Source organism: Rossellomorea sp. NPDC071047 (genome assembly GCF_050270195.1).
GTDB lineage: Bacteria > Bacillota > Bacilli > Bacillales > Bacillaceae_B > Rossellomorea.
Genome location: NZ_JBNNJT010000005.1, coordinates 276,874 through 299,584, shown reverse-complemented (window position 1 = coordinate 299,584; position 22,711 = coordinate 276,874). Strand labels below are relative to the sequence as shown.

Annotated in this window: 27 protein-coding genes; 7 read left to right on the top strand and 20 right to left on the bottom strand. The window is 41.0% G+C overall.

Annotated features, from left to right (window positions below):
* Nucleotides 1-30: 30 nt before the first annotated feature.
* The 9 genes from ACQKFO_RS18100 to ACQKFO_RS18060 all read right to left on the bottom strand — a co-directional run bounded on the left by ACQKFO_RS18100 (nucleotide 31) and on the right by ACQKFO_RS18060 (nucleotide 5,477).
* Nucleotides 31-309 carry a hypothetical protein gene (locus ACQKFO_RS18100; protein ID WP_427600232.1) on the bottom strand — a complete coding sequence of 93 codons (279 nt, stop codon included), beginning with the start codon at nucleotides 307-309 and terminating at the stop codon, nucleotides 31-33.
* A 222-nt stretch (nucleotides 310-531) separates the two neighbouring features.
* A complete protein-coding gene (locus ACQKFO_RS18095; RefSeq protein WP_113970022.1) occupies nucleotides 532-792 on the bottom strand; it encodes a stage VI sporulation protein F in 261 nt (86 codons plus the stop codon).
* An 823-nt stretch (nucleotides 793-1,615) separates the two neighbouring features.
* A complete protein-coding gene (locus ACQKFO_RS18090) occupies nucleotides 1,616-1,732 on the bottom strand; it encodes a YjcZ family sporulation protein (RefSeq protein WP_082051146.1) in 117 nt (38 codons plus the stop codon).
* Nucleotides 1,733-1,811: 79 nt separating this feature from the next.
* A complete protein-coding gene (locus ACQKFO_RS18085) occupies nucleotides 1,812-2,504 on the bottom strand; it encodes a DUF421 domain-containing protein (protein WP_427600231.1) in 693 nt (230 codons plus the stop codon).
* Between the two features lie 15 nt (nucleotides 2,505-2,519).
* Complete coding sequence (gene spoVAE / locus ACQKFO_RS18080) at nucleotides 2,520-2,876, bottom strand: stage V sporulation protein AE (RefSeq protein ID WP_113969981.1); 357 nt, start codon at nucleotides 2,874-2,876, stop codon at nucleotides 2,520-2,522.
* An 18-nt stretch (nucleotides 2,877-2,894) separates the two neighbouring features.
* Nucleotides 2,895-3,911, bottom strand: a complete 1,017-nt coding sequence (spoVAD, locus tag ACQKFO_RS18075; RefSeq protein WP_427600230.1) for a stage V sporulation protein AD — start codon at nucleotides 3,909-3,911, stop codon at nucleotides 2,895-2,897.
* A complete protein-coding gene (gene spoVAC / locus ACQKFO_RS18070) occupies nucleotides 3,911-4,381 on the bottom strand; it encodes a stage V sporulation protein AC (RefSeq protein WP_427600229.1) in 471 nt (156 codons plus the stop codon). The genes spoVAD and spoVAC overlap by 1 nt, the downstream gene beginning before the upstream one ends.
* A 12-nt stretch (nucleotides 4,382-4,393) precedes the next feature.
* Nucleotides 4,394-4,861, bottom strand: coding sequence for a sporulation protein (locus ACQKFO_RS18065; protein WP_427600228.1), 468 nt, complete (start codon nucleotides 4,859-4,861; stop codon nucleotides 4,394-4,396).
* A gap of 265 nt (nucleotides 4,862-5,126) precedes the next feature.
* On the bottom strand, nucleotides 5,127-5,477 hold the full coding sequence (locus tag ACQKFO_RS18060) for a DUF1360 domain-containing protein (RefSeq protein ID WP_427600227.1): 351 nt from the start codon (nucleotides 5,475-5,477) through the stop codon (nucleotides 5,127-5,129).
* Nucleotides 5,478-5,604: 127 nt separating this feature from the next.
* Between ACQKFO_RS18060 and ACQKFO_RS18055 the strand changes: the two genes are divergently transcribed.
* On the top strand, nucleotides 5,605-6,090 hold the full coding sequence (locus tag ACQKFO_RS18055; RefSeq protein ID WP_148968484.1) for a CotY/CotZ family spore coat protein: 486 nt from the start codon (nucleotides 5,605-5,607) through the stop codon (nucleotides 6,088-6,090).
* 47 nt (nucleotides 6,091-6,137) lie between these two features.
* On the opposite strand, the gene ACQKFO_RS18050 is transcribed toward ACQKFO_RS18055, so the two are convergent.
* The 5 genes from ACQKFO_RS18050 to mgtE all read right to left on the bottom strand — a co-directional run bounded on the left by ACQKFO_RS18050 (nucleotide 6,138) and on the right by mgtE (nucleotide 12,192).
* Complete coding sequence (locus ACQKFO_RS18050; RefSeq protein ID WP_427600226.1) at nucleotides 6,138-6,695, bottom strand: CotO family spore coat protein; 558 nt, start codon at nucleotides 6,693-6,695, stop codon at nucleotides 6,138-6,140.
* A gap of 147 nt (nucleotides 6,696-6,842) precedes the next feature.
* Complete coding sequence (gene fabI, locus ACQKFO_RS18045) at nucleotides 6,843-7,619, bottom strand: enoyl-ACP reductase FabI (protein WP_148968482.1); 777 nt, start codon at nucleotides 7,617-7,619, stop codon at nucleotides 6,843-6,845.
* 81 nt (nucleotides 7,620-7,700) lie between these two features.
* Nucleotides 7,701-8,186 carry a DinB family protein gene (locus tag ACQKFO_RS18040; protein ID WP_427600225.1) on the bottom strand — a complete coding sequence of 162 codons (486 nt, stop codon included), beginning with the start codon at nucleotides 8,184-8,186 and terminating at the stop codon, nucleotides 7,701-7,703.
* Between the two features lie 774 nt (nucleotides 8,187-8,960).
* Complete coding sequence (locus tag ACQKFO_RS18035; protein WP_427600224.1) at nucleotides 8,961-10,823, bottom strand: monovalent cation:proton antiporter family protein; 1,863 nt, start codon at nucleotides 10,821-10,823, stop codon at nucleotides 8,961-8,963.
* 25 nt (nucleotides 10,824-10,848) lie between these two features.
* Nucleotides 10,849-12,192 (bottom strand): magnesium transporter, encoded by a 1,344-nt coding sequence (gene mgtE, locus ACQKFO_RS18030; RefSeq protein ID WP_427600304.1) that lies wholly within the window; start codon nucleotides 12,190-12,192, stop codon nucleotides 10,849-10,851.
* Between the two features lie 284 nt (nucleotides 12,193-12,476).
* Between mgtE and prpE the strand changes: the two genes are divergently transcribed.
* Nucleotides 12,477-13,214, top strand: coding sequence for a bis(5'-nucleosyl)-tetraphosphatase PrpE (gene prpE, locus ACQKFO_RS18025; RefSeq protein ID WP_427600223.1), 738 nt, complete (start codon nucleotides 12,477-12,479; stop codon nucleotides 13,212-13,214).
* A 74-nt stretch (nucleotides 13,215-13,288) separates the two neighbouring features.
* On the opposite strand, the gene ACQKFO_RS18020 is transcribed toward prpE, so the two are convergent.
* The 4 genes from ACQKFO_RS18020 to ACQKFO_RS18005 are packed head-to-tail and all read right to left on the bottom strand — an operon-like array spanning nucleotide 13,289 to nucleotide 16,070.
* Entirely contained in the window at nucleotides 13,289-14,185 is an 897-nt protein-coding gene (locus ACQKFO_RS18020) for an RluA family pseudouridine synthase (protein WP_427600222.1), read from the bottom strand.
* 18 nt (nucleotides 14,186-14,203) lie between these two features.
* Nucleotides 14,204-15,001, bottom strand: coding sequence for an NAD kinase (locus ACQKFO_RS18015; protein ID WP_034763479.1), 798 nt, complete (start codon nucleotides 14,999-15,001; stop codon nucleotides 14,204-14,206).
* A gap of 18 nt (nucleotides 15,002-15,019) precedes the next feature.
* Nucleotides 15,020-15,676: a GTP pyrophosphokinase gene (locus ACQKFO_RS18010; RefSeq protein WP_149155210.1), complete on the bottom strand. Its 657-nt coding sequence runs from the start codon at nucleotides 15,674-15,676 to the stop codon at nucleotides 15,020-15,022.
* 19 nt (nucleotides 15,677-15,695) lie between these two features.
* Nucleotides 15,696-16,070 (bottom strand): hypothetical protein, encoded by a 375-nt coding sequence (locus ACQKFO_RS18005; RefSeq protein ID WP_427600221.1) that lies wholly within the window; start codon nucleotides 16,068-16,070, stop codon nucleotides 15,696-15,698.
* A 128-nt stretch (nucleotides 16,071-16,198) separates the two neighbouring features.
* Between ACQKFO_RS18005 and ACQKFO_RS18000 the strand changes: the two genes are divergently transcribed.
* The 5 genes from ACQKFO_RS18000 (at nucleotide 16,199) to ACQKFO_RS17980 (ending at nucleotide 19,479) form a co-directional block, all read left to right on the top strand.
* Nucleotides 16,199-16,780: a CYTH domain-containing protein gene (locus tag ACQKFO_RS18000; protein ID WP_427600220.1), complete on the top strand. Its 582-nt coding sequence runs from the start codon at nucleotides 16,199-16,201 to the stop codon at nucleotides 16,778-16,780.
* A gap of 52 nt (nucleotides 16,781-16,832) precedes the next feature.
* Complete coding sequence (locus tag ACQKFO_RS17995) at nucleotides 16,833-17,474, top strand: lytic transglycosylase domain-containing protein (protein WP_427600219.1); 642 nt, start codon at nucleotides 16,833-16,835, stop codon at nucleotides 17,472-17,474.
* Nucleotides 17,475-17,745: 271 nt separating this feature from the next.
* A complete protein-coding gene (locus tag ACQKFO_RS17990; protein ID WP_427600218.1) occupies nucleotides 17,746-18,147 on the top strand; it encodes a globin in 402 nt (133 codons plus the stop codon).
* Nucleotides 18,140-19,006 (top strand): ClpXP adapter SpxH family protein, encoded by an 867-nt coding sequence (locus ACQKFO_RS17985; RefSeq protein ID WP_427600217.1) that lies wholly within the window; start codon nucleotides 18,140-18,142, stop codon nucleotides 19,004-19,006. The genes ACQKFO_RS17990 and ACQKFO_RS17985 overlap by 8 nt, the downstream gene beginning before the upstream one ends.
* Before the next feature lie 284 nt (nucleotides 19,007-19,290).
* Complete coding sequence (locus ACQKFO_RS17980; RefSeq protein ID WP_324747834.1) at nucleotides 19,291-19,479, top strand: hypothetical protein; 189 nt, start codon at nucleotides 19,291-19,293, stop codon at nucleotides 19,477-19,479.
* Nucleotides 19,480-19,583: 104 nt separating this feature from the next.
* On the opposite strand, the gene pepF is transcribed toward ACQKFO_RS17980, so the two are convergent.
* Complete coding sequence (gene pepF / locus ACQKFO_RS17975; RefSeq protein WP_427600216.1) at nucleotides 19,584-21,407, bottom strand: oligoendopeptidase F; 1,824 nt, start codon at nucleotides 21,405-21,407, stop codon at nucleotides 19,584-19,586.
* Nucleotides 21,408-21,495: 88 nt separating this feature from the next.
* Entirely contained in the window at nucleotides 21,496-22,689 is a 1,194-nt protein-coding gene (locus ACQKFO_RS17970; RefSeq protein WP_427600215.1) for a competence protein CoiA, read from the bottom strand.
* Nucleotides 22,690-22,711 lie beyond the last annotated feature (22 nt).

Here is a 22,711-nt window from a genome sequence, read left to right as displayed (position 1 = left end):
AAGTGACTAAAAAAAGCCCCTTAAACTTCTTTATACATATTCGTTAAAGTGCTTTCCTTTTCCTGTTAACCGGGCTAATAATGTTGTTGGGATGGATCGTTTAGAGAGTGCGTGATATGAAGCTTTGCGTTGATTTGATTGAAGTACATGATAGGACGATTCTGTTTCTTCATTATGTGCTTGAGTTTTATTTTTCATGGGCTTTACAGGTTGCACGGGGAGAAAGGTAAATGGATGTTTTTCAACTTTTATTTCTCGTTCCTGATACTGTTTATACTGATGGTGAGGAATTGGAGCAATGTATCCCATTTTTCATTACCTCCTTGATAATAGTTACCCCTATAGGGTAGAACATTAAACTTTATTTAGGCTTCATTGATACTATGGGCTGTATAGATTTTTTTATGTACCCTGCCTGGATGAAAAATCTCATCACTTTTACACTCTAGTTAAAAAATAAATAGGAGAATTAACATAAAGTACGTGTTGGAACACACCTTTATGTCCATTCTCCTTTCATTTTTATTACTTTTATTTCTTCCCCTTATTTAACATATTTGAGATGGTTCCAAAGTCTAATTGTTTTCCATCATTCACAATCGACTGTACAATCTTATTTTCCATTTCCTTGTTAACTGGTTTATTGGCAATTTTAGATACTCGTTTAATGACGCTTCTAACGGTTGCTTCATCTTTGAAGTTTGCATTTTGTAATGAGTTCGCAAGCTCTAACACTTCGTTCATGTTTACGCCTGTCTTCTTCTCTAAATTCTTAAAAAAGTTATTATTCATTTCCATCACGCCTCCTTTTAACTATAAGCATCATATGTGAAAAACCCAGGAGCGTGATTATGAATTGATTTTTTTTGAAGTACGTCTGGTAAGAATTAATCTTCGTCTTTTCTTGGATTCTCTCACAAAGATTATTCTCAGATTCTAAAAATGTATATTCATCTTTTGAATGAGTGGTAATGTGAAAACATGTACCGTTCCTTTCCGCTCCAGGCACAAGATTCCCCGGGGAGGAAGTCAAGCCTCCTCGGGCTTTGCCCTGCGGGGTCTCGACCTTTCCTCTATCTCCCGCAGGAGTCAAGTGCCTTCCGCTACAATCCACTCTGTGCTACTACATTCTGTCTGCTATAAGTATAGATACACAAACACAAGAATGCTCTTATTGTAGATATGTTGAGCATTTGTTGAAAAACAAACTACCAACAAGGGAGTAAAAAAATTTATGTTATTTCATAAATCAATGGATTATTGACTTTCTCACAAATGAAACCTTAAAAGGAAATTCAAACTTTACTTACCTTTAATAAGATTGTTTGCTAAAAAGCTTGTTTAAATTGTTTTCGATTTAGGATTCATGCTCAGAAAGTTGATTCTCGCTGCAGGATGCTCGACTCCTGCGGGAATAGCTGGACAGGTGAGACCCCGGAGGCACAGCCGAGGAAGCTCACCGCCAGCCCCGCGGAAAGCGAGCATCCTGGAGCGGAAATCAACTATTACCTTCTCCTCTACAATAGCAACAAACTATACCACAAGAGCCTTACAAAAAGAGCAAAACAAAAAGACAAAATCTCTCTAATGAGGATTCTGCCTTTTGTACCCCTTTCTAACAGAAACTTGCTCCGACGATAATCAAGAGAATGAAAAGCACAACGATCAATACAAATGTTGAGCCATAACCGCCGCCGCCATATCCACAGCCACCGTATCCATATCCATACATATAATTTCACCTCTCTTTTACCTTTAGTCTCTTATAACATATGTATAGAGAGAACATTACGTATGGGCTTTTGCAGAATTTATTGTGTGTTTGTCCAATTGTAGAGGTCGAAGGTCAGGTTTCCTTCGCGGTCAAGTTGGGCAAGGAAAATGGATTCAACTTGCAATTGTCTTTTGGCCAGCTCTTTTTGTAACCAGGGAAGGGGAAATCCTACTTCTCGCAGAGCCTCTTCATCTATTTCCCCATCCGAAATGACTGCTTGTGGAGGAGTGGACTTTTGTGAGATATTAAATACATCTTCTCGAACAAGCGGCCTTTTCTCCCTTTTGAGCAAAACACTTAGGTCTCCGTTTGTGTCCAATGAAGCAAATTCCACATCTGCAGCTCTGAAAACGTCTTTCTTTCTCAATTGCTCCAGCAGTTCATCAACGGAATACTGTTCCTTCTTTAAAGCCTTCTCATCAATATTCCCATCCTTTATGAAAACAGTCGGTTTCCCCTCGGCAAATCTTCTAAATCGAACGCTTTTTAGAGAAAGAAAGGAGAAAATGAGTGGAAATGAAAACCATAATAAGATGCTCATCAGTCCTTCACTTAAAGGGAGGCTAAGATCCATGGAAAGTGTCCCTGCAATGCTCCCAACCGTGATTCCTGTAATGTATTCAAAAAAAGACAATTTAGATAGCTGTTTCTTCCCAAGTAACTTGGTTATTGCAAATAAGGAAAGTAAGATAAATATACTGCGTAACGCCACCTCTAAGTATTCAGGCATCGTTCTTCACCTCTATCATCCTTTAGGTTTGAAAAGGAGTGCCCCAATGAAACCGAATATGATTGCCGACGAGATCCCTGAGCTTGTCACTTCAAACATCCCCGTAAGGACACCCACTATCCCATGTTCCTGTGATTCCTGCATGGCCCCATTTACCAGGGCGTTACCAAAACTTGTTATGGGAATGGTCGCTCCTGCACCGGCAAAATCAATGAGAGGCTCGTATAATCCAAATCCTGAAAAAACCGCCCCTGCCACAACCAGTAAGCTTAGTGTATGGGCTGGAGTTAATTTAGCAACATCAAACAGTAATTGACCAATCACACAAATAATCCCGCCTACTGTAAAGGCCCAAAAAAACATCGCTAACACTTCGTTTCCTCCTTTCTTTTACATATATTCAATGGAAACCGCATGAGCAATACATGGTATTGTTTCTCCTTGCTGAAACGTCAACGGGGATAGCAAGGCTCCCGTCGCCACAACTAAGATGCGTTTGTATGTTCCTTTTTTCATTTCATTTAATAGGTGACCGTACAGGACTGTAGCAGAACAGCCGGGGCCGCTCGCACCGGATTGAACCGGCTGATTTTTTCCATAAATCAGTAGTCCGCAATCTTTAAACTGATGATCGGAGAAGTTGTACCCCTTTTCTTTCAGCATTTCAATAGCTGTCTGCCTGCCGATCTTAGCCAGATCACCAGTAATAATCAAATCGTAGTAAGAAGGATCTCTCCCCAGATCTTGAAAATGACCTGCAATCGTATCAGCAGCAGCTGGTGCCATCGCTCCACCCATGTTAAATGGATCTTTCAATCCCATATCCATCACCTTGCCGATGGTTGCAGAGGTAACTCTCGGTGTAGGGGTTGTAACAGACTTTCCTTCTCCAATTACTGCGAAACCAGCACCTGTTACAGTCCACTGAGCTGTTGGAGGCTTTTGACCGCCATACTCAGTCGGGTACCGGAATTGTCTTTCAGTTGCAGAATTATGACTGGATGCCCCTGTCACCACATGCTGAGCGCCTTGATAATTCACCAAGAACGCAGATAACGCCAAACCCTCCATCGATGTTGAGCATGCCCCGAATAATCCGAAGTATGGGATTCCATTGGTCCTCGCAGCAAAGCTTGATGGGGTAATTTGATTAATGAGATCACCCGTAAGGAAAAACTGTACATCACTTTTTTGGAGAGACTGTTTTTCCAACGCAATCTGAACCGCATCTTCAATGAGAGTTCGATTGGCTTTTTCATATGTGCCCTGTCCCATCCACAGATCATCGTAAAACTGATCAAAATCGGCTGCTAAGTTCCCCTTTTTTTCAAAAGGGCCGCCGACCACACCGGTCGACAGGATGGCCGGATGTGTTGGGAATACCCATGACCTTGTACCCTGAAGCATTAAATCACCCCCAATTGAATTAAGATTGTCTTGATTAACGCAACGATGAATGCTGAAAACACTCCGAATACAATTACGGAACCAGCCAGTTTAAAAATATTACCGCCTACACCCAAGACATACCCTTCCGTTTTATGTTCGATGGCTGCTGATATAACCGAGTTTCCGAAACCGGTCACAGGGACAGCACTACCCGCTCCTGCGAATTGGCCGATATGATCATACACGCCAAAGCCTGTAAGAAGCATTGATATAAATACCATAGTGGCAACAGTTGGATTTCCTGCTGTCTGCTCAGTAAAATTAAAGAAATAAATGAATATATACGTAATTGCCTGACCGACTAAGCAGAAGAATCCCCCCACAAAGAAAGCCTTCAGTACATTTTTAAGTAGTGGCCTCTTCGTTTCATATTGTTTTTCCAGCTGTTCGTATTTTTTCTGTTCGGGCGTTTTTGGTAATTTCCCCACAAAACATTCCTCCTACGTCTTTTCCTTTTGAAGCTTCACAATATCCTGGAACTTCTTTTCAGCATCTTTCTTTGAAATCGAACCCCTCTTAAGCTTTTCCTTTAAACGGATGGTTTCAAGAAATATCTTGTAATCACTGGACAATATAAAGTCTTCATCCGGATATTTATCTTCTAAATAGCCATCCATCTTTTTTTCGATTTTCTTCATATGGAACCTTTGCAGGTGCTTCACTTTATATACCACGAGCGTTTCTTCTTTTCCTTGAATGACCGCTACATCATAAAGCTCTTTCATTTTCGAGATTTCCCTCTTAATTGCATGTCCATAGCTGTCTGTTTCCGGGTTATCCACTAATTCAATGGGTGGTGGATCGGTCTTCTTCATAAGTGCAATCTTGCTGTCATTCCCATCTTCCTTATTGGAGCAGCCCATTAAGACAAGTATCGTAAGTGGAACGATGATCCGTTTTTTGTTCATGACATATCCCTCTTTTATTTGTACTCATGCTTTATTTTTTTCTTAAAGTGAGATTTTATGAAAAAAAAAGACTGCCCATTTTGAGCAGCCTATCTTTTCTTCACTTTTGATCCACAACCGCACCCTTTTTTCTTGATGGGAGAATTCGTTGGTTTCTTGGTATTTGCAGAAGAATTCTTCATAATGATCGCCCTCCTTTACCATTGCCCTTACGACCATTATATGTGCGAAAGTGTAAGCTTGTTTCCACTAATTACCTAATGAGCTACTCTCTTATCCAACTTTGGACAGCAGCCTCCAATATGGAAGCTACTCCAGCAACTGCCAATACTGTGATAATCGGGATGAAAAATTGTGGAAATAAAAGATTTCCTGCATATAGGAATACAGCAACCCACACACCTGTACACCAATAACACGATAATAGCTCCCCTATAAACCCTTTTATTCCGCCTTTTTTGGGTAAAAGGAAGATTTCCTCCACCCCGTCTTCTGACATTTCAGGTACTTCATCAAAAAAAGGAGACCTTAAGAATTCCGTTATTTTATCAAACACGATGAGGTGAGTCATTCTAAACACAGCAATACCCAATATAATTATGTCAAGTATCTCCATATTCCCACTCCTTATATAAACTATATCCCGCCCAATTTAGTCAAAAGGGGCATTTGTCCGTTACCCAATTTCCTCTTCTACAATATGTTATTAGTGTAGTGAAAATTATTTAAGGAGGAAAATTCTTATGGGTTGCGGTAATTACAGAAAAGATGACATTGCAGGTGCAAGAGACCGCGGTTGTGTATGCCTTGCTGTTCGCGCTATTAAAGATGTTCAAGATGCAGCAGATCAAGACTGTTTTGATTGTAAAAATGATTGTTTTCTTGAGCCACTAGGATCTTTGGTAAGTCCAGTTGGAAATGCACCAAATACTCGTGTTTTCAAACTTTATAATAAAAAAGGAGACCTATTCAAGGTTCACCCTAAACATTATTGCTGGAAAACACCTTACTTCCGTGTGAAGAATGTATTTGACGACTGCTGTGCTACACTTCAAGTATTGAAGAAAGTACATGTTACAGGTGAAGACGTAGAATCAGAAGACGAATTAATGGGGTTAAACAATAACTTCATTTACGAATTGACTGGAGATTGTATCACAGTTGATCTGGATTGCTTCTGCGCTATCCAATGTATCGATGATGTAAGAGTAGAAGGAGTTTGTGACTAATCAGCAACGTGAATAAAAAGCCAGTCGGAATTTCCGGCTGGCTTCTTTTATTTCAATCCAATGATTTTGATCGCCTTTATAGAATTTCTTGTTAAAGTGATCTCTTCACCTTGAAACGTTTTTATATCAATGGATGCACTATCTGCACTGGTTAACACACCACGATAAACCCCTCCCTCAGTTTGAAACGCACATGGAAATGGGGCTCTCCCCATTATACTCTGCTGCATATATTCAATTTTCCCATCCATATCCAGGTCTTTAAATGGGGTAAGTGGTTTAAAGTAACCGTCATGTGAGTGTTCCGGCCTTGCTTCACCTTGAATTGCTTCTTCCTTATTAGAAATCTCTTTTAGAATGGGCCGAGCCTCTATCGTATCCCTTTTTACGTTCATATGGTACTCAGGCTGTTTTAACCTCCCTAATGGAGCAGCTTCGATCAACTCAGTGCTTTTTCTTTTCATTTCGATTGGCTGCGTGTTTCTTTCTTCTCTTTCTGGTTGAACGATGCTTGACGAACCTCTATAGACTTCCTGCATGCTGCTTTTCACATCGTTCAATCTGGGTTGATGTATATATAATAGTGGCTTTTTCTGTCTATTCAATCCTATCCCTCCTTACAGTCTACATTTATATGTATGCAGGAACCGCCTATGAGTTTCTTATTAGCATAGATAAATACTATCTTTACATAACAAAAGAACCCCGGCTGCAGTATGATTTCTGCAACCAGGGTTCCGTATGTCTATTTCTTAACCTAATACATGATAACCGGAGTCTACATGAAGGTTCTCACCTGTAATTCCTCTTGAATAATCACTAAAAAGGAATACAGCCGTATCACCGACTTCTTCTTGTGTTGTATTGCGGCGGAGCGGAGCACGCTCTTCAATTTCTTTCAGTATGCTGTTGAAGTCACCTACACCTTTAGCAGACAGGGTGCGGATCGGTCCTGCAGAGATCGCGTTCACACGAATTCCGTGCTTTCCAAGATCACTGGCAAGGTATTTCACACTTGCTTCAAGAGAGGCTTTTGCTACACCCATTACGTTGTAGTTTTGCATCACTCTCTCACCACCAAGGTATGTCATGGAAACGATGCTTCCACCTTCAGTCATAAGATCCTTCGCTACTTTAGCAACTGCTGTCAAGGAGTATGAGCTGATATTGTGAGCCAGAAGGAACCCGTCTCTTGTTGTGTTCATGTAATCACCAGCAAGCTCTTCTTTATTGGCAAAAGCGATACAGTGGGCAAGTCCATGAATCACTCCGACTTCTTCCTTAATCGTTGCAAAGCATTTTTCAATGTCTTCATCACTTGTTACATCACAAGGCAGCACTAATGAATCTTCTCCACCTTCCAGAGTCCCGGCAAGATCGCTAACCCCTTTTTCAAAACGCTCGCCTGCATATGTAAAGATCAAACGTGCACCTGATTGATGTAAGGAACGGGCAATCCCCCACGCTATACTGCGTTTATTTGCAACTCCCATAACGACATATGTTTTACCTTTTAATGAAAGAGTCATTGTAATCCTCCTATTTTATACATGTTATTAGTACCTGATACTAATTCTACAGTAATACACATCAAAAGAAAAGAATAATTCCTACAAGATTCGCCTTTTAACTTCTTCGATTTGAACTAAATGCCTTTGTTCATGTTTACCGAGAAGCTCTAACACTTGCCATATGGGCATATCCCCAAATCGATGATGGTTCATGGATCGACTTTTCAAACCTTCATTCGTGTATGATTCCAGGAAGCGTGTAGTGAATGACCGGGATTCATCCAAGGCTAGAATTAATTCTTCTTTTTTTTGAAACTCAGAAGATGGTTCGATCGGTGCCTTCAATTTTTTAGAAGGATCATCGAATACGGATAAATCTGCTTTATTCTCACAAGTTCCTGATGGATTCTCCGCGGACTCGAGTGCCAATGATAAAAATCTTTTTTCAGCTCCAGCCAGATGGAGAACAATTTGAGCGATACTCCATTCCTCTGGTGAAGGCTTTTCATTCAACTTCTCTACAGATACCTCCATGAAGCTTCCTTTCACCCTATCCCTGATTTCAATGACTTTTGTTTCCCACATTTTCATGCCTCCCTTTAGTATCTCTCTCTTATTAGATATTAGTGGTAAGAGTGTAAACTCCTCTAAAAAATAGTCTCTTTTCGTAAAGTTTGTTGTTTTCTACCATAGAATCTGCCAAGGCTCTGTCAACCAGTGTGTGCTGGATGGTGAGGGGAACTGCTCCGCTTTCCGCGGACGTTCGGCCGAGCCTCCTCAGCTTCGCTTCCGGGGTCTCGGCACGCCCAAAATCCGCCGGAGTCTACGCAATTCCCCTCACCATCTTTAACAGAATTTTCATGACAGAGCTTCAAGGTGTGCAAGAATACAATGTAACAAGAAAAAATATTTCTTCTTCCTTAAAAGTAAAATCAATCTCTGCTTACCTTAATTGAGATTGTTTGCTAAAATTCTTGTTGTTATTATTCCCCATTAAGGATACATCCTCAGAAAGTTGATTGTAGCGGAAGGATGCTCGACTCCTGCGGGAATAGCTGGACAGTACGAAAAGCGGAGGGGCTTTGCCCAGGGGCGACAAGCATAAGACGAGTCTGCCGGAAAGGCGCTCTTTGCCTTTTTGGCAGACTTGGCTTATGACCTCGAGCCCCTAAGCCCCGTAGCTGGACAGGTGAGACCCCGGAGGCGCAGCCGAGGAGGCTCACCGCCAGCCCCGCGGAAAGCGAGCATCCTGGAGCGGAAAGCAACTATTACTTTCCCCTCTACAATAGCAACAAACTATACGAAAAGAGCCAAAAATAAAACTTCCCAAGAAAAATTTCTTGGGAAGTTGATTAGTTCTTAGCAATACTCACAGAATTCAAGTTCGCGTTTTAGTTCATCTACATATTCTTTTGAACCGGTGACGATCAAGCGGTCGTTCATGTGGAGTTCTGTATCCCCGTGAGGAACAATGGAATCTTTCCCTCTAAAGATCCGGACAAAGATAACATCTCCCGTAAACGGAAACTTCCGAAGGGTCATGCCTTCAAATTGACTGTTCAGCATGCGAATCTCATAAAGCGATGTTTCTTGGTTCGTAAGGATATTCATGACAGACGGTGACTCAATGAGTGCACGCAGTAAGGCTTTCGTAGACAGGAACACGGAATATACTTCAATGTCCTGTTCTCGCAGTGTCTCATGTAAGTCTGGACTCTCAACCCTTACAATGACACGATTCACACCATATTCTTTAGCGGTAACGGCAAGTGTTGCATTGATTTCTTCATCACCGGTTGAGATCACAATGATGTCCGAATCAAAGATATTGTTCTCTTCGAGCGTGTCTAACTCGTAATTATCAATTTCATTGATGGTAAACAACGAATCAGCAATATTACGGTCAGACTTATCTTGTTTTGTATGATACAAGACAGGTTCATAAAGGGATGAATGAAGTTCCCTTGAAACCGGCATCGTAAGCTGATTCGCTCCAAGGAATGTAATCTTGAGCTTTTTCTCCTTTGCGCTTTCCCTCGGGAAAAGCTTTTTGAAGAATATGGGCGTAATGATACACGTGATCACGGCTACTAATATGAGCGTGCCACTCATCTGTGCTGTGATGATTTCCATTCTCTCAGCGATTTTCGCAGCTGCAATGACAAGTGATAACGTTGATGTAAGTAAAAATGCTGATGCAATCGTTGTTTTCGTATCATACCAATACTTTAATAAGTAAACGGGGATGATTTTTGAAACCAGGAAAGCAAGCAGAAGTAATGGAATCAACAGAAGCATCTTTTTATCGCTAAGCAGTGATCCCAGATCCAATTCAACCCCTACCATCACGAAGAAGATCGGGATTAAGAATCCATAACCAAAGGAATCAAGCTTATGAACCATTTCCTGATTTGGTGCCAGTAATGATACAAGTACACCTGCAAGGAATGCACCTAGAATGTTTTCAGCACCAACGGTTTCAGATACAGCTACAAGGAGAATGATCAATGTAAAGACCGCTCGTGTGCCGATTTGAACGGTACCTGTCGACAGGCTCTTGATGAAGGAATTGTTCTTCAATCTCTTTGCGAGGAAGTACAGGAGTACTCCAACGCCGAACAGGATAAGGAGAAGCCACATATTTCCATGACCTTCACCGTAAAGTGACACGAATACGGCCAGTAAAATCATTGTCACAAGGTCTGCAATAACCGCCACAAGAAGGATGATCTGCCCGATGGCGCTTTTCATGATATGTGCTTCCTTAAGTGTAGGAACCACAACACCAAGTGAAATGGTGGAAATAATAAGGGTCATTAAGAATGCATTATCAATGAGCCCGAATAAGACGAACAGATAAGACAGCCCAAGTGAAACAAAGAATATACCGATAAAAATAAAAGTCGCTACTTTCAGACGGTTTGGTTCTTCTTTTCCATTCGGTAACCGTTCTTTTTTCTTCTTACCTCCTGAAAAAGCAGTGAAATCAATTTCCAGTCCACTTAAGAACATGAGGAAAATAAATCCAAGTGTAGACAGTGTTTCCAACCACATGTCCTGGTGAACGATGTCAAATCCGCTCCTACCTATTATTAACCCCATAATGATTTCTGCGATGACTACAGGGATAAAATTGAGTTTGAATTTATGCAGCAATATGGGAGTTAAAAAAGCTACAAGAATGACAATAACTAATGATGTAACGGACGCATGCTGTTCCATCTATACCTCCCCCTCTCTCTTCTCTCTATATTAAATAATTCATAAACAATGTCGCTAAACCAAAATAAATTAAAATACTGATAATATCATTTATCGTCGTAATAAAAGGACCGGAAGCGACAGCTGGATCCACTTTTAGTTTGTGCATAAGTAACGGTACTAATGTACCAGCTAGCGTTGCAACAAATAATGACACCAACACGGAGATCCCAACGAGAACCCCCAGGAAGAATTCACCTTTCCATACATAAACCACGATGCTGACCACTACCCCGCATGTAGTACCGGTTATAAGTCCGGTTCCCGCTTCACGGATGACAAGGGACATCTTGTTTTCCTTTTCCAGGTCACCGGTCGCAATCCCTCTAACGGCAACAGCAAGGGCCTGAGTTCCCGTATTACCCGCCATTCCGGCGATCAAGGGGATAAACACGGCAAGAATCGCTACTTTATCTAACGTGTCTTCAAATCTCCCGATAAGGCTTGCAGTGAACATTCCTAGAAAAAGTAATGCAATCAGCCATGGAAGACGCTTCTTCGCAGCATTGAATGGACTTCGGTCTATGGAATCCAAATCCGCGATACCAGCTAACTTAGAGTAGTCATCAGAAGCTTCTTCTTCCATAACGTCCATAATATCATCGACGGTAATGATCCCCAGTAAGTGATGTTGGAAATCGACAACAGGCAAAGCAAGGAAGTCATAATCTTTCATTTGTCTCGCGACTGCCTCCTGATCTTCGCTGACGCCTACAGACATGACACGATCACTCATGATTTCGCCTATCATCACATCATCATGGCTGATGATGAGATCCCTCAGGGAGATAACCCCGACGAGCTTTTTATCATCATCCACTACATAAATGTAGTAAATCGTTTCAGCATTAGGCGCTTCATTCTTTAGTATATACATGGCTGATCGGACGGTCTGATTCTTGGATATGGCCACAAACTCAGTAGTCATGATACTACCGGCTGTATACTCTTCATAATGCAATAATTCTTTTATTTCTTTAGCTGATTCATCATCCATGATCGTTAAATAACTAACTACCTGGTCCTTATCAAGCTCATTTAAGACATCCACCGCGTCATCGGCATACATATTCGATAGCATTTCAGCGGCATAAGTAGGATTCATTTCCGCCAAAATATCCTGATAATCCTCTTCATCTATATCCAGACTTTCAAAAAGCTCCGCCATCTCTTCCGGAGACAGATAATGATACAGGCGGCTTCGCAGGGCTTCATCTATTTTCGAAAAAAACTTTGCTTGGTCATAAGAGTGTAAATGGACGAATTCTGAGCGAAATAAATCCAGATCTTCTTCTTGAAGGGCTCTAATGAGAAGGTCTTCATCATACATTTCTTTCTCTTGTTTATCTCTTTCTTTTGATTGATCCTGGGTTATTTCAGACATCATATACACCCTCCTTCTTATCATGAATTGTATATAGTCGTAATAATACTAGCAAATCTTATGACGAATGTCTCTTATGAAATGATAACCATCTTTAATATGGTCTGGGTTATGTACGATGGTATATTTAAATATGAATAAACATCCGCTCGATATGAAAGACTGAATCATTAATATGGCATAAAATAAGCGAAAAGAAAAGAAAAATGCCACAGGAAAGTAGGTGTCTTATGAAAATAGATATAATCGGAGACATTCATGGCTGTTATAAAGAGTTCAAAAAATTAACCAAAAAGTTAGGCTACGATTGGTCTTCCGGTCTCCCCGTTCATCCACATGGAAGGCTGCTCGGCTTCGTGGGGGATTTAACTGACCGCGGTCATCACTCGCTTCAGACCATATCAACGGTCTATAATCTGTTTGAAAAGGGAGCTCTTTACTATGTCCCTGGAAACCATTGTAATAAACTCTACCGCTACTTCCTCGGGAATAATGTAAAAATCCTGCACGGGCTTGAAACGACAGTAGCGGAACTGAGTGCCCTTCCCCGGAGTGAAAGGGACCGTTACCGGGATATGTTTCTCTCCTTGTATGAACAGTCCCCTTTATATCACGTGCTGGATGATGGAAAGCTGATCATAGCCCATGCCGGTATTAAAGAAGAACTGATCGGCAAGCAGAGTAATCAGGTAAAAACTTTTGTTCTTTATGGTGACATCACAGGTGAGAAAAATGAAGACGGTACGCCTGTCAGAAAAGATTGGGCTTCATATTATAAAGGTGACGCTTGGATCATTTATGGCCACACCCCGGTAAAAGAGGCCCGAATCGTTAATAAAACTGCGAATATCGATACAGGGGCCGTGTTTGGCGGGAAGTTGACTGCTTTTAGATACCCTGAGATCGAAGTGGTTAGTGTGGGGTCGAGCATGCCTTTTGTAGAGGAGAAGTTTCGGAGGTTTGAATGAGATGTGGAAGTGCTTGTTCCCGCACCACAAGAAAAAGAGATTCTTTTCAGTTCAACCGAAAAGAATCTCTTTTTTCATTGTCTTTCAAGCAAAATCTGCATATCCCGAGGCATCACAGCCACCAAATGCACCCATTCTTTTTTAACAGGATGAAAAAAATCCAGATTCTTACAATGAAGTGCCTGCCTTCCTATCAACGCCACGCTGCCTCCATACAAATCATCCCCTGCCAGTGGGTGTCCGATAAAAGACATGTGAACCCTGATTTGGTGAGTTCTCCCTGTTTCCAATCTCAGTTCAATATGATCGAAATCCTGGAAACGCTTTTTCACTCTATAGTGTGTCAGGGCATATCGGCCATCCTGCCTCACTTCTCTTTCAATGATACTAACCGGTTTCCGGCCGATAGGCTCTTCGATCGTGCCGATGTCCGAGTCCAGCCGACCTTCTGCAAAGGCTTCATACGTTCTCTTAATTTCCCGCCCCTTCTGCTGAAGGCTGAATAAATGATGAACATGGCGGTGTTTTGCTATTAGAACAAGCCCCGATGTATCCTTATCTAATCGAGTAACGATATGAACCGTTGAACAAATACCCGTCCTCTCATAATAACCGGCTATGGCATTGGCGAGGCTTCCTGTCGGCTCATTCTTAGTCGGAATGGATTTCATCCCCCACGGCTTATCTACTACGAGAACATCCCCATCCTCATAAATGATTGACAATGGAATCTCTTCAGCAACTAATGATCCACTCCCTTTTTCTGCAGGGAACTTCATCTCAAGAATATCTCCTTCTATAAGGTGATATCGGACATCTTCTTCTTTTCCATTAACGGTTATAGTTCCCCCATCAAACTTCACAGCAGTCAGTGTACGCTTTGAAATGTGCTGATCGATTAGAAACTCTCTCATCAGCTTCCCGTCATAGGAAGAAGGAATAACCCATTTCAATATATAGAATTTCATCATACACTTCCCAGCCTTGAATCATTCATCCGCCACAAAGGAATCGTGCACCCTCTTCCAGAACGGAAACGGACGAAAGCGGGCAAAACGGATCTTCTCATCAGCGACACGATATTGAATGCTCTTCACATCTTTATGAAGAAGGGATAGATGGTCGATGGTAACCAGGAAATCCGGCCCATTCACTGGCTTTAGCATGCATGTATGATGTGCAGGTAAAATCAAAGGTGATCCGATGGTACGGAATACACGATTATTAATGGAAGCCATCTCCGCAAATTGAATGGCTGGAAGAGACGGGTGAATGATTGCCCCGCCAAGTGCTTTATTGTAAGCCGTACTACCAGATGGGGTCGATAAGCAGAGTCCATCTCCCCTAAAACGTTCAAAATGCTGGCCTCTGATTTCCACGTCCATGACCAGGGTTCCTTCAACACTTTTGACCGTCGATTCATTTAACGCTAAGTAACGGGTTTCTTTCCCTCCATGCTGATACCGGATGATCGTTTCTAATAATGGGTATTCGATAATTTGATAAGGTGTCTTCGCTATGGCGATCACGAGCTTCTCGATCTCTTCCGGTACCCAATCGGCATAAAAGCCGAGATGTCCTGTATGTACTCCTACAAATGCTGTCTTATCCAACCGGGATCTGTAGCGATGAAAGGCATAAAGCAGCGTCCCATCTCCTCCAACCGATATGACGATATCCGGTTGATCATCATCATAGGTTAAATTAAAATCTTGGAGATAAGTCCTCATTTTGTGCATTAATGTATTGGACTTCGAATCACCTTTTGATGTAATCGCAAACTTCATTCATGTACCCCCTTCAAGTCACTGCTGATTTGGTTTAGAGCTTTTACCCCGTTGATCCTTTTCCTTTTTATTAGTAAAAATGACTTGGGCTTCCTGAATTTCTTCACGAATCAAGCTCATTTCTTCATCCAGTCTGAATGCTGCTTCAGCAGCGCTTTGAATGCGAAGACGAACTTGCTCGGGAATCTGCCCGCTGTACTTATAATTCAAAGAATGCTCTATCGTAGCCCAAAAATTCATCGAAAGTGTCCGGATTTGGATTTCTACCAGAATGTTTTTTTCTCCGTGAATCGTTTGTACCGGGTAGTCAATGACAATATGATAGGAACGGTATCCGCTTTGTTTCTTATGGGTCACGTAATCTCTTTCTTCTATAATTGTAAAGTCATTCCGCCCACGCAGCTTTTCCACAACCACATGAATATCCTCCACGAATTGACACATCATCCTGAGTCCGGCGATATCTTGCATTTCTGTTTCAATATTCGATAGCTTGATCCCTTTTTGATTTGCTTTATCAAGGATACTTGCAATCGGCTTCACTCTTCCAGTCACAAATTCAATGGGAGAATGTGTGTTATGAAGTTCATATTCTCCCCTCATCCCTTTAAGCTTAATCTTCAATTCGTCAACTGCTTGCTTGTAGGGAGCTAAAAATTGTTCCCAGTGATTCATTCTCCTCACCTCTACGCGACTACTTATCAAGAAATACGCTTTCTACCTTTTTAACCATTTCGTCACCGTAGTTCCCATTTCCTTCTATATTGGTCACAAGATAATCAAGCTCTTCAGTGAATTGATCCAATTCCAAAGAATAATCATGGCTTTTCGCAATGACTGCACTCTTTTCTTGAAGTGCTTTTTTCAATTCATCCCACATCGACTCTTCCAGGTATAAGTAAACATATTCCTCTTCATTTTCTGCTAAGTATACGAAAGCATAGCGATCGGAGTCTGCAATGATTTGACCAGCTGCCGTTGTCCCTTGCAGGAGCTCTGCTTGGTCGGTATGTAAGTATAATGTACCATTTTCAAATGTTGTGTGTTTAAATTGAACTATTTTCCTCATGCTTTTCTTCATCCTTCCATTAAACAATCAGTATCATTTTAACATAAGACAACCATTTCATCTAAACATTGAAGTTCTCTTTTATTAAAGAGATAATAGAAGAAGTATGTAATGAAAGGATGCTTGTTATGGCACAGGAAATTGAAATAGAATTCAAGAATTTACTAACCGAAGATGAATTTACGCTACTAACCTCACATTTTCATATAAAAGATGAGGATTTCTCATCTCAAGACAATCACTATTTTGATACGCCGGACTATCAATTAAAGGATAATCAATCTGCATTAAGAATCAGGGAGAAGAATGGGACTTATACGTTAACCTTGAAAACCCCTTTGAATGAAGATCTACTGGAAACGAACCAAAGGTTAACAAAGGAAGAGTCTGAATCACTCTTACATCAAGGGGCATTTCCTGAGGGTGAAGTCAAAAATGTTCTGATTTCCCTTCAAATCCCCACTGGGTCCCTTCATTATTTCGGAACACTGACGACAAGCCGGGCTGAAATCGACTATAAAGACGGGCTCCTGGTCTTCGATAAGAGTACATATTTACAAAAGGTAGACTATGAGCTGGAATATGAAGTGAAAGAGCGCAAATCAGGTGAAGTTTTATTCCTGAATTTACTGGAGGACCTAAACATTCCACTTCGGAAAACGGATAATAAAATCAAGCGTTTTTATCTGGAAAAATTAAAAAAGGATTGACGATTACCGATATAGTATATAAATATTAGTCTTCCAGAAGAGGAGTTATCTCATGAATGTTCAGCAGTTGAGAACGATGATGGAGTTGCAAGCTCTAAACAGCTTGGGTTCAGTATCTTCTGTTCAGCAAAACACTGGCGGGTCCCGTGATCTATTTCAAAAACTATTAAATCAGGCACTTAACACTAACCGGAACCATTTTAATATGAACCAAACATTAGGGGCCGTTAAAGAGGCAATGGAAACCAAAACAGGTTTCTCTGTTTCACCCCCTTCTCCCGGACTACCCGCTTTGAATAAACCGAGCCGGAATGCTCCCGAGGAGATTGATGAAATCGTCTCCCGAGCGGCCGATCACTATGGCATCCCCTTAAAACTGATTCAGGCGGTCATTAAACAGGAGTCCAACTTCAACCCAAATGCAGTCAGTCATGCAGGTGCATCCGGATTAATGCAGCTCATGCCCAGTACTGCAAGGGGGCTTGGCGTAAACAACATCTTTGATCCGGAAGAAAACGTATTCGCCGGAACGAAATACTTAAAGCAGATGCTCGATAAGTACAACGGGGACGTTAAACTGGCTCTCGCAGCCTATAACGCAGGTCCCGGAAATGTTGATAAATACAACGGCATCCCACCTTTTAAAGAAACCACTGCTTATGTAAAAAAAGTGACCGACCGCTATTTTGCATGACCCCCTCAAGCAGGCTGACCTTTACTACCTGGTCAGCCTTTTCTTATGTGTTTTCCTATTAAGACGTAAGACAAAAACTATAGTCTTATAGACCTGTATCTTTCCAATCCATCTTCATCATCCCCCGCAAGGTTCCTGAAATCGGGATAGAGATTAGAAAAAAGGCTACACTAAATTAGGAATAATAAGTTGATGTAAGGCGATTTGTTTGAGATATAAATAAATGCTTGCTAGAATAAACATACAATCTAAGTAAAAAGGAGTCATTCTTATGGTCGAGAAACCACAAATGCCTTATAATCTTATCGGCGAAAAGAAACTCTCAATGCTCGTTGAAGCTTTTTATAATAAAGTAGCCAATCATCCCGAGTTAGCACCAATATTCCCTGATGATTTAACCGAGACAGCCCGCAAACAAAAACAATTTCTTACTCAATATTTAGGAGGTCCTGCGCTTTACACAGAGGAGCATGGTCACCCCATGCTGCGCGCAAGGCATCTGCCATTTCCCATCACGGAGGAACGGGCAAAGGCTTGGTTAAGCTGTATGGATGAGGCAATGGATGAAGTCAATCTAGAGGGTCCAGTAAGAGATGACTTTTTTCACAGACTCGTATTAACCGCCCATCATATGGTCAATACAGAAACATCAAAGGGTAATAGCATTGACTAGAACAAATAGCTGGCATCACCTTAAAGGGTGTGGACGTGATAAGAAACCTCTGGAAATATATATGTTTGTTGACCCTCTTTGCCCGGAATGCTGGGCGCTTGAACCAATCTTAAAGAAATTGCACATTGAATACGGACAATACTTTCGTATTCGTTACATTTTGAGCGGCCAACTAGCATCTTTAAACATAGCGACCAAACGTAAGCAGGAAGATTTAGCCCAGCAATGGGATAAAACAGCCAGCCGTTCGGGAATGTCATGCGACGGAAGCTTATGGATAGATAACCCAATTGATTCACCTTATCTTGCTTCCTTCGCCATTAAAGCTGCGGAGCTTCAAGGAAAGCATTCGGGTATCCGGTTTCTAAGATTTTTACAGGAAAGATTATTCTTACAGAAACAGGACATTTCCAATATCGAGGTACTCAAGGAGTGTGCTCAAGCCGCCAAGCTTGATTTGAGCGAATTTATGAATGATATCAATTCATCATCTGCTTCCAAAGCATTTCAGTGTGACGTAAAGATCACATCTGAAATGGAAGTAGAAGAAATTCCTACATTGGTCTTCTTTAATGAAAATATTGAAGATGAAGGCTTAAAGATCACGGGTTTGTATTCCTACGAGGTATATGTTCATATTATTGAAGAAATGCTTGGGGAGAAACCTGATAAGCAACCTTTGCCTCCACTGGAAGTATTCATGAAATATTATCGTGTAGTGGCATCGAAGGAAATAGCGGTTGTCTATGATTTATCCATTGAAGAAGTAGAAAAGCAAATGAAAAAATGGACACTTCAGCAAAGAGTAAAGAGGCTCCCTGCAAAGCACGGAACTTTCTGGAAATATTTAAGCGATTAATTATTTCAATATATTAAAAAAAGCCTATAAACAAGAAAAGCCGATGTTGTTTCCAACATCGGTTTTTCAATACGAACAAAGGGGATGGGAGAAATTTTTCACGGTCAAACAAAGGGGTATATGTTTGCTTGTGATCAACTTCACACTGATAATATATCACGCATACACTTGTATTGGCAAGTTGTTTGTATGGTATTTCACAATATTGTCAAAAACCATTCATGTTCCCCTCCCCTCCTTCATATACATGTGAATAAGACAACTTATCACCGGAGGGAAATGATATGGCACTAAAAATAAAATACGGAATCCTCCTGCTGTTAATCCTGATCAGCTTCTTCATAAACATCCTCGGACTCATGCGCCTTGTTCCGATCTATATCACATCCCCGATCCTCTTTCTCTCGCTCCTGCTCTTCTTCCACTCCCTCGGAAACCGCAACCGCTTCAAGGGATTCAAATCAATGAAATGAGGGACGGACCTATCTTTCGAATACTTCCCCCATAATAAAACTCCCCTTAGATTTTTTCCTCTAAGGGGAGTTTATTTTTAAACCAGTAGTCTCCTGATCTTTATTTACTGTAATTTTTCAAGGAGTTCTTCCATTTCATTCAATTTTTCTTCAAAAACTTTGCATGCGTCTTCTACCGGCTTGGAGGTTGTCATATCCACTCCCGCTTTTTTCAATACTTCAATCGGATAATCAGAGCTGCCAGCTTTCAGGAAATCGATGTATCGTTCTACGGCCGGCTCTCCTTCTTCAAGAATTTGCTGACTGAGAGCGGTCGCAGCCGAGAAGCCGGTAGCATATTGATAAACATAGTAATTGTAATAGAAGTGAGGAATTCTAGCCCATTCCAATCCAATCTCTTCATCAATCGATATGTCTTCTCCGAAGTACTTCTTATTCAATTCATAATATTCTTTTGTTAAGAATTCAGAAGTAAGAGCTTCCCCTTCTTGGGCTTTCTTATGAATGAGGTGTTCAAACTCTGCGAACATGGTTTGACGGAAAACGGTTCCTCTGAAACCTTCCAGGTAATGATTTAATAGGTACAGACGTTTTTTCTCGTCATCAATTGTATTTAATAAATAATCATTCAATAAAGCTTCATTACACGTAGAAGCCACCTCGGCAACAAAGATCGAATAGTGTCCGTAAGTGTACGGCTGAGCACTGCGCGTATAATAACTGTGAACACTATGTCCGAACTCATGAGCAAGTGTAAATAGATTGTTCACATTATCCTGCCAGTTCATGAGGATATAAGGGTTGGTGCCGTATGCCCCTGAAGAGTATGCACCACTTCTTTTCCCTTTGTTCTCGACAACATCCACCCAACGGTTTTCAAAGCCTTCTTTCAGGACATTGGCATATTCTTCGCCTAAAGGCTTTAAGCCATCCAGGATCATGTTCTGTGCTTCATCATAGCTGATGTCCATCTTGACTTCCTTTACTAACGGTGTATATAAGTCATACATATGAACTTCATCCAAGCCTAATACTTTCTTACGAAGCTTTACATAGCGCTGCAGCAAATGAAGGTTCTTATTGACCGTATCAACCAGGTTATCATACACCTGTTCAGGAATATTGTTATTTGATAATGCCGCATGTCTTGCCGAATCGTAATGTCTTACGTTAGCGACGAAGTTATCTTTCTTCACTGCTCCACTTAATGTAGAGGCAAACGTATTTTCGAATTTGCCGTATGTTTCATACACTTTTTTAAACGCTTCTTCCCTTACCCGTCGATCACTGCTCTCCAGGAAACGTATGAAACGGCCATGTGTGATGTCCACTTCTTCGCCGTTCTCATCTTTAATGCTCGGAAACTCCAAGTCTGCATTGTTCAGCATACCAAACGTGTTACTAGCCGCACTGAATACTTCTGAAGCTTGAGCAAGTAGGGCTTCTTCCTCCACTGATAGAACATGAGGACGCTGGAGATTAATTTCTTCTAAAGCATGCCTGTATTTCTTCAGCTCTTCCTTTTCCTCAAGAAATCCTTGAAGCTTACTTTCATCAATAGAAAGCACTTCAGGTACTAAGTAGGCAAATTTACTCCCTAACTGTGTATAAAGACTTTTGGCACGGTCATCGAGTCCTTGATAGTATGAATTGGTAGTGTCCTGGTCATAGCGCATATGAGAATATGTATAAACCCTACCCATACGTTCCATAATTTCATCCTGGAAGGCAAATGCTTTATAAAGCTGATCTGCACTCTCTCCTAAAGATCCTTTAAACTCGTCTGCTTTACCCGTTAACTCTTTAATTGCTTTGTACTCTCTTTCCCAAGCTTCATCACTTTCAAAAATATCTTCTAATCTCCACGTTAACTTCTCCTCTACCTCTTTCCTGCCAGGCAGACTTTTCGTAGCTGTATCTTTTGACATATACATCCTCCATTCTGAAATCTACAGAAAATTCCTTATAGTTACATTCTCTCTTATCTAAGATTTTCCTGCAACAAAACAATCTTTGTTAGACCTTTTTTAATATATGCTTCCATTTATGAAAAAAATCATGCTGATGCTGTTCAAAATCCGGAAAATTGTCTGGACAATTCCATGGCTCAGAGAGCTGATATTGCCCATCCTCCTTCCTTCTGACCACCTGAATATCCTTCAAGAGAGACAAATAACCTTTTACTACTTCCTTTAGCAGTTGTTCCCCACATACAAAAGGAAGCGTACGGAATTCTAAATATCCCCTGTCCATCCTTCTTTTTATCACCTCGACTACTTTTTCCTCAGAGAAAAATGGATCTTTCTTCATACAATCCTTCCACATATAGTATTGCCACTCGATCACATGATTCTTAAAATGAATACCATGAGGGAATACAGGCATTCCAACAAATAAAGGTAAATATAAAAATGTATCCCCTTCTCTATACACTTCCCGTAAAAACAAATCGCTTTTCGCTTTATTGTAATGAAGTTTGTTATAGATCCACTTCATACGGAATTGATTCCAGTTTTTTAATAGATATGGGTGATTGACTGTAGGATGTGGAATGGACAAAGGAAGAGTGAATTGCTCGATGGGGATCCTGACAGGGGCTGCACTAATAAAAGCTGAGACTGAAACAGGTATGAGATGAGTAAATAATGTAAAGTTTCTATCTTCAGGTGAAAAATACAGAAGAAAATAATGTAATTGGGGTGAATATCGGATAAATGCTTGCTGAAATGACGGTAATTGCAGTAAGCCATTTTGCTTTACTGACACAGGTTGGGTGAGCAACCAGAATGGAGTGATGTTTTGACTTTGATATCCGCCGGTTCTGGAAAGGATGTCAGGGATGGGAATGGAAGAACATTGAATCTCAATGGCAATTTTTTTCGTTTTCGTTTTTACATAAACATCCGCGATTTGCTGAAGCTCTTTTACGTAATATTCAACCTTTACCTCTGTAAAATGATCTCTTAACCTTTCATATAGCAGTTGCTTACTAAGCAGATGTCGCGGTGACTCATGCTGCTTTCCGATCACACAATGGAACTGTGATCGATGAGCAAAATGTGGAACGTTTTGGCTTCCGACGCGAAGGTTCAATTCGGATGAACAATGAGGACAGAGAAATATATTACGTTTACTTCGTAAATTCTTTAATTCTTCTCTTGAGTAGTGGATGGTTGAAAACACTTTCTCTTGAAACAAAGCTGTTAACATAGAACACCTCCTTCAATAGTCA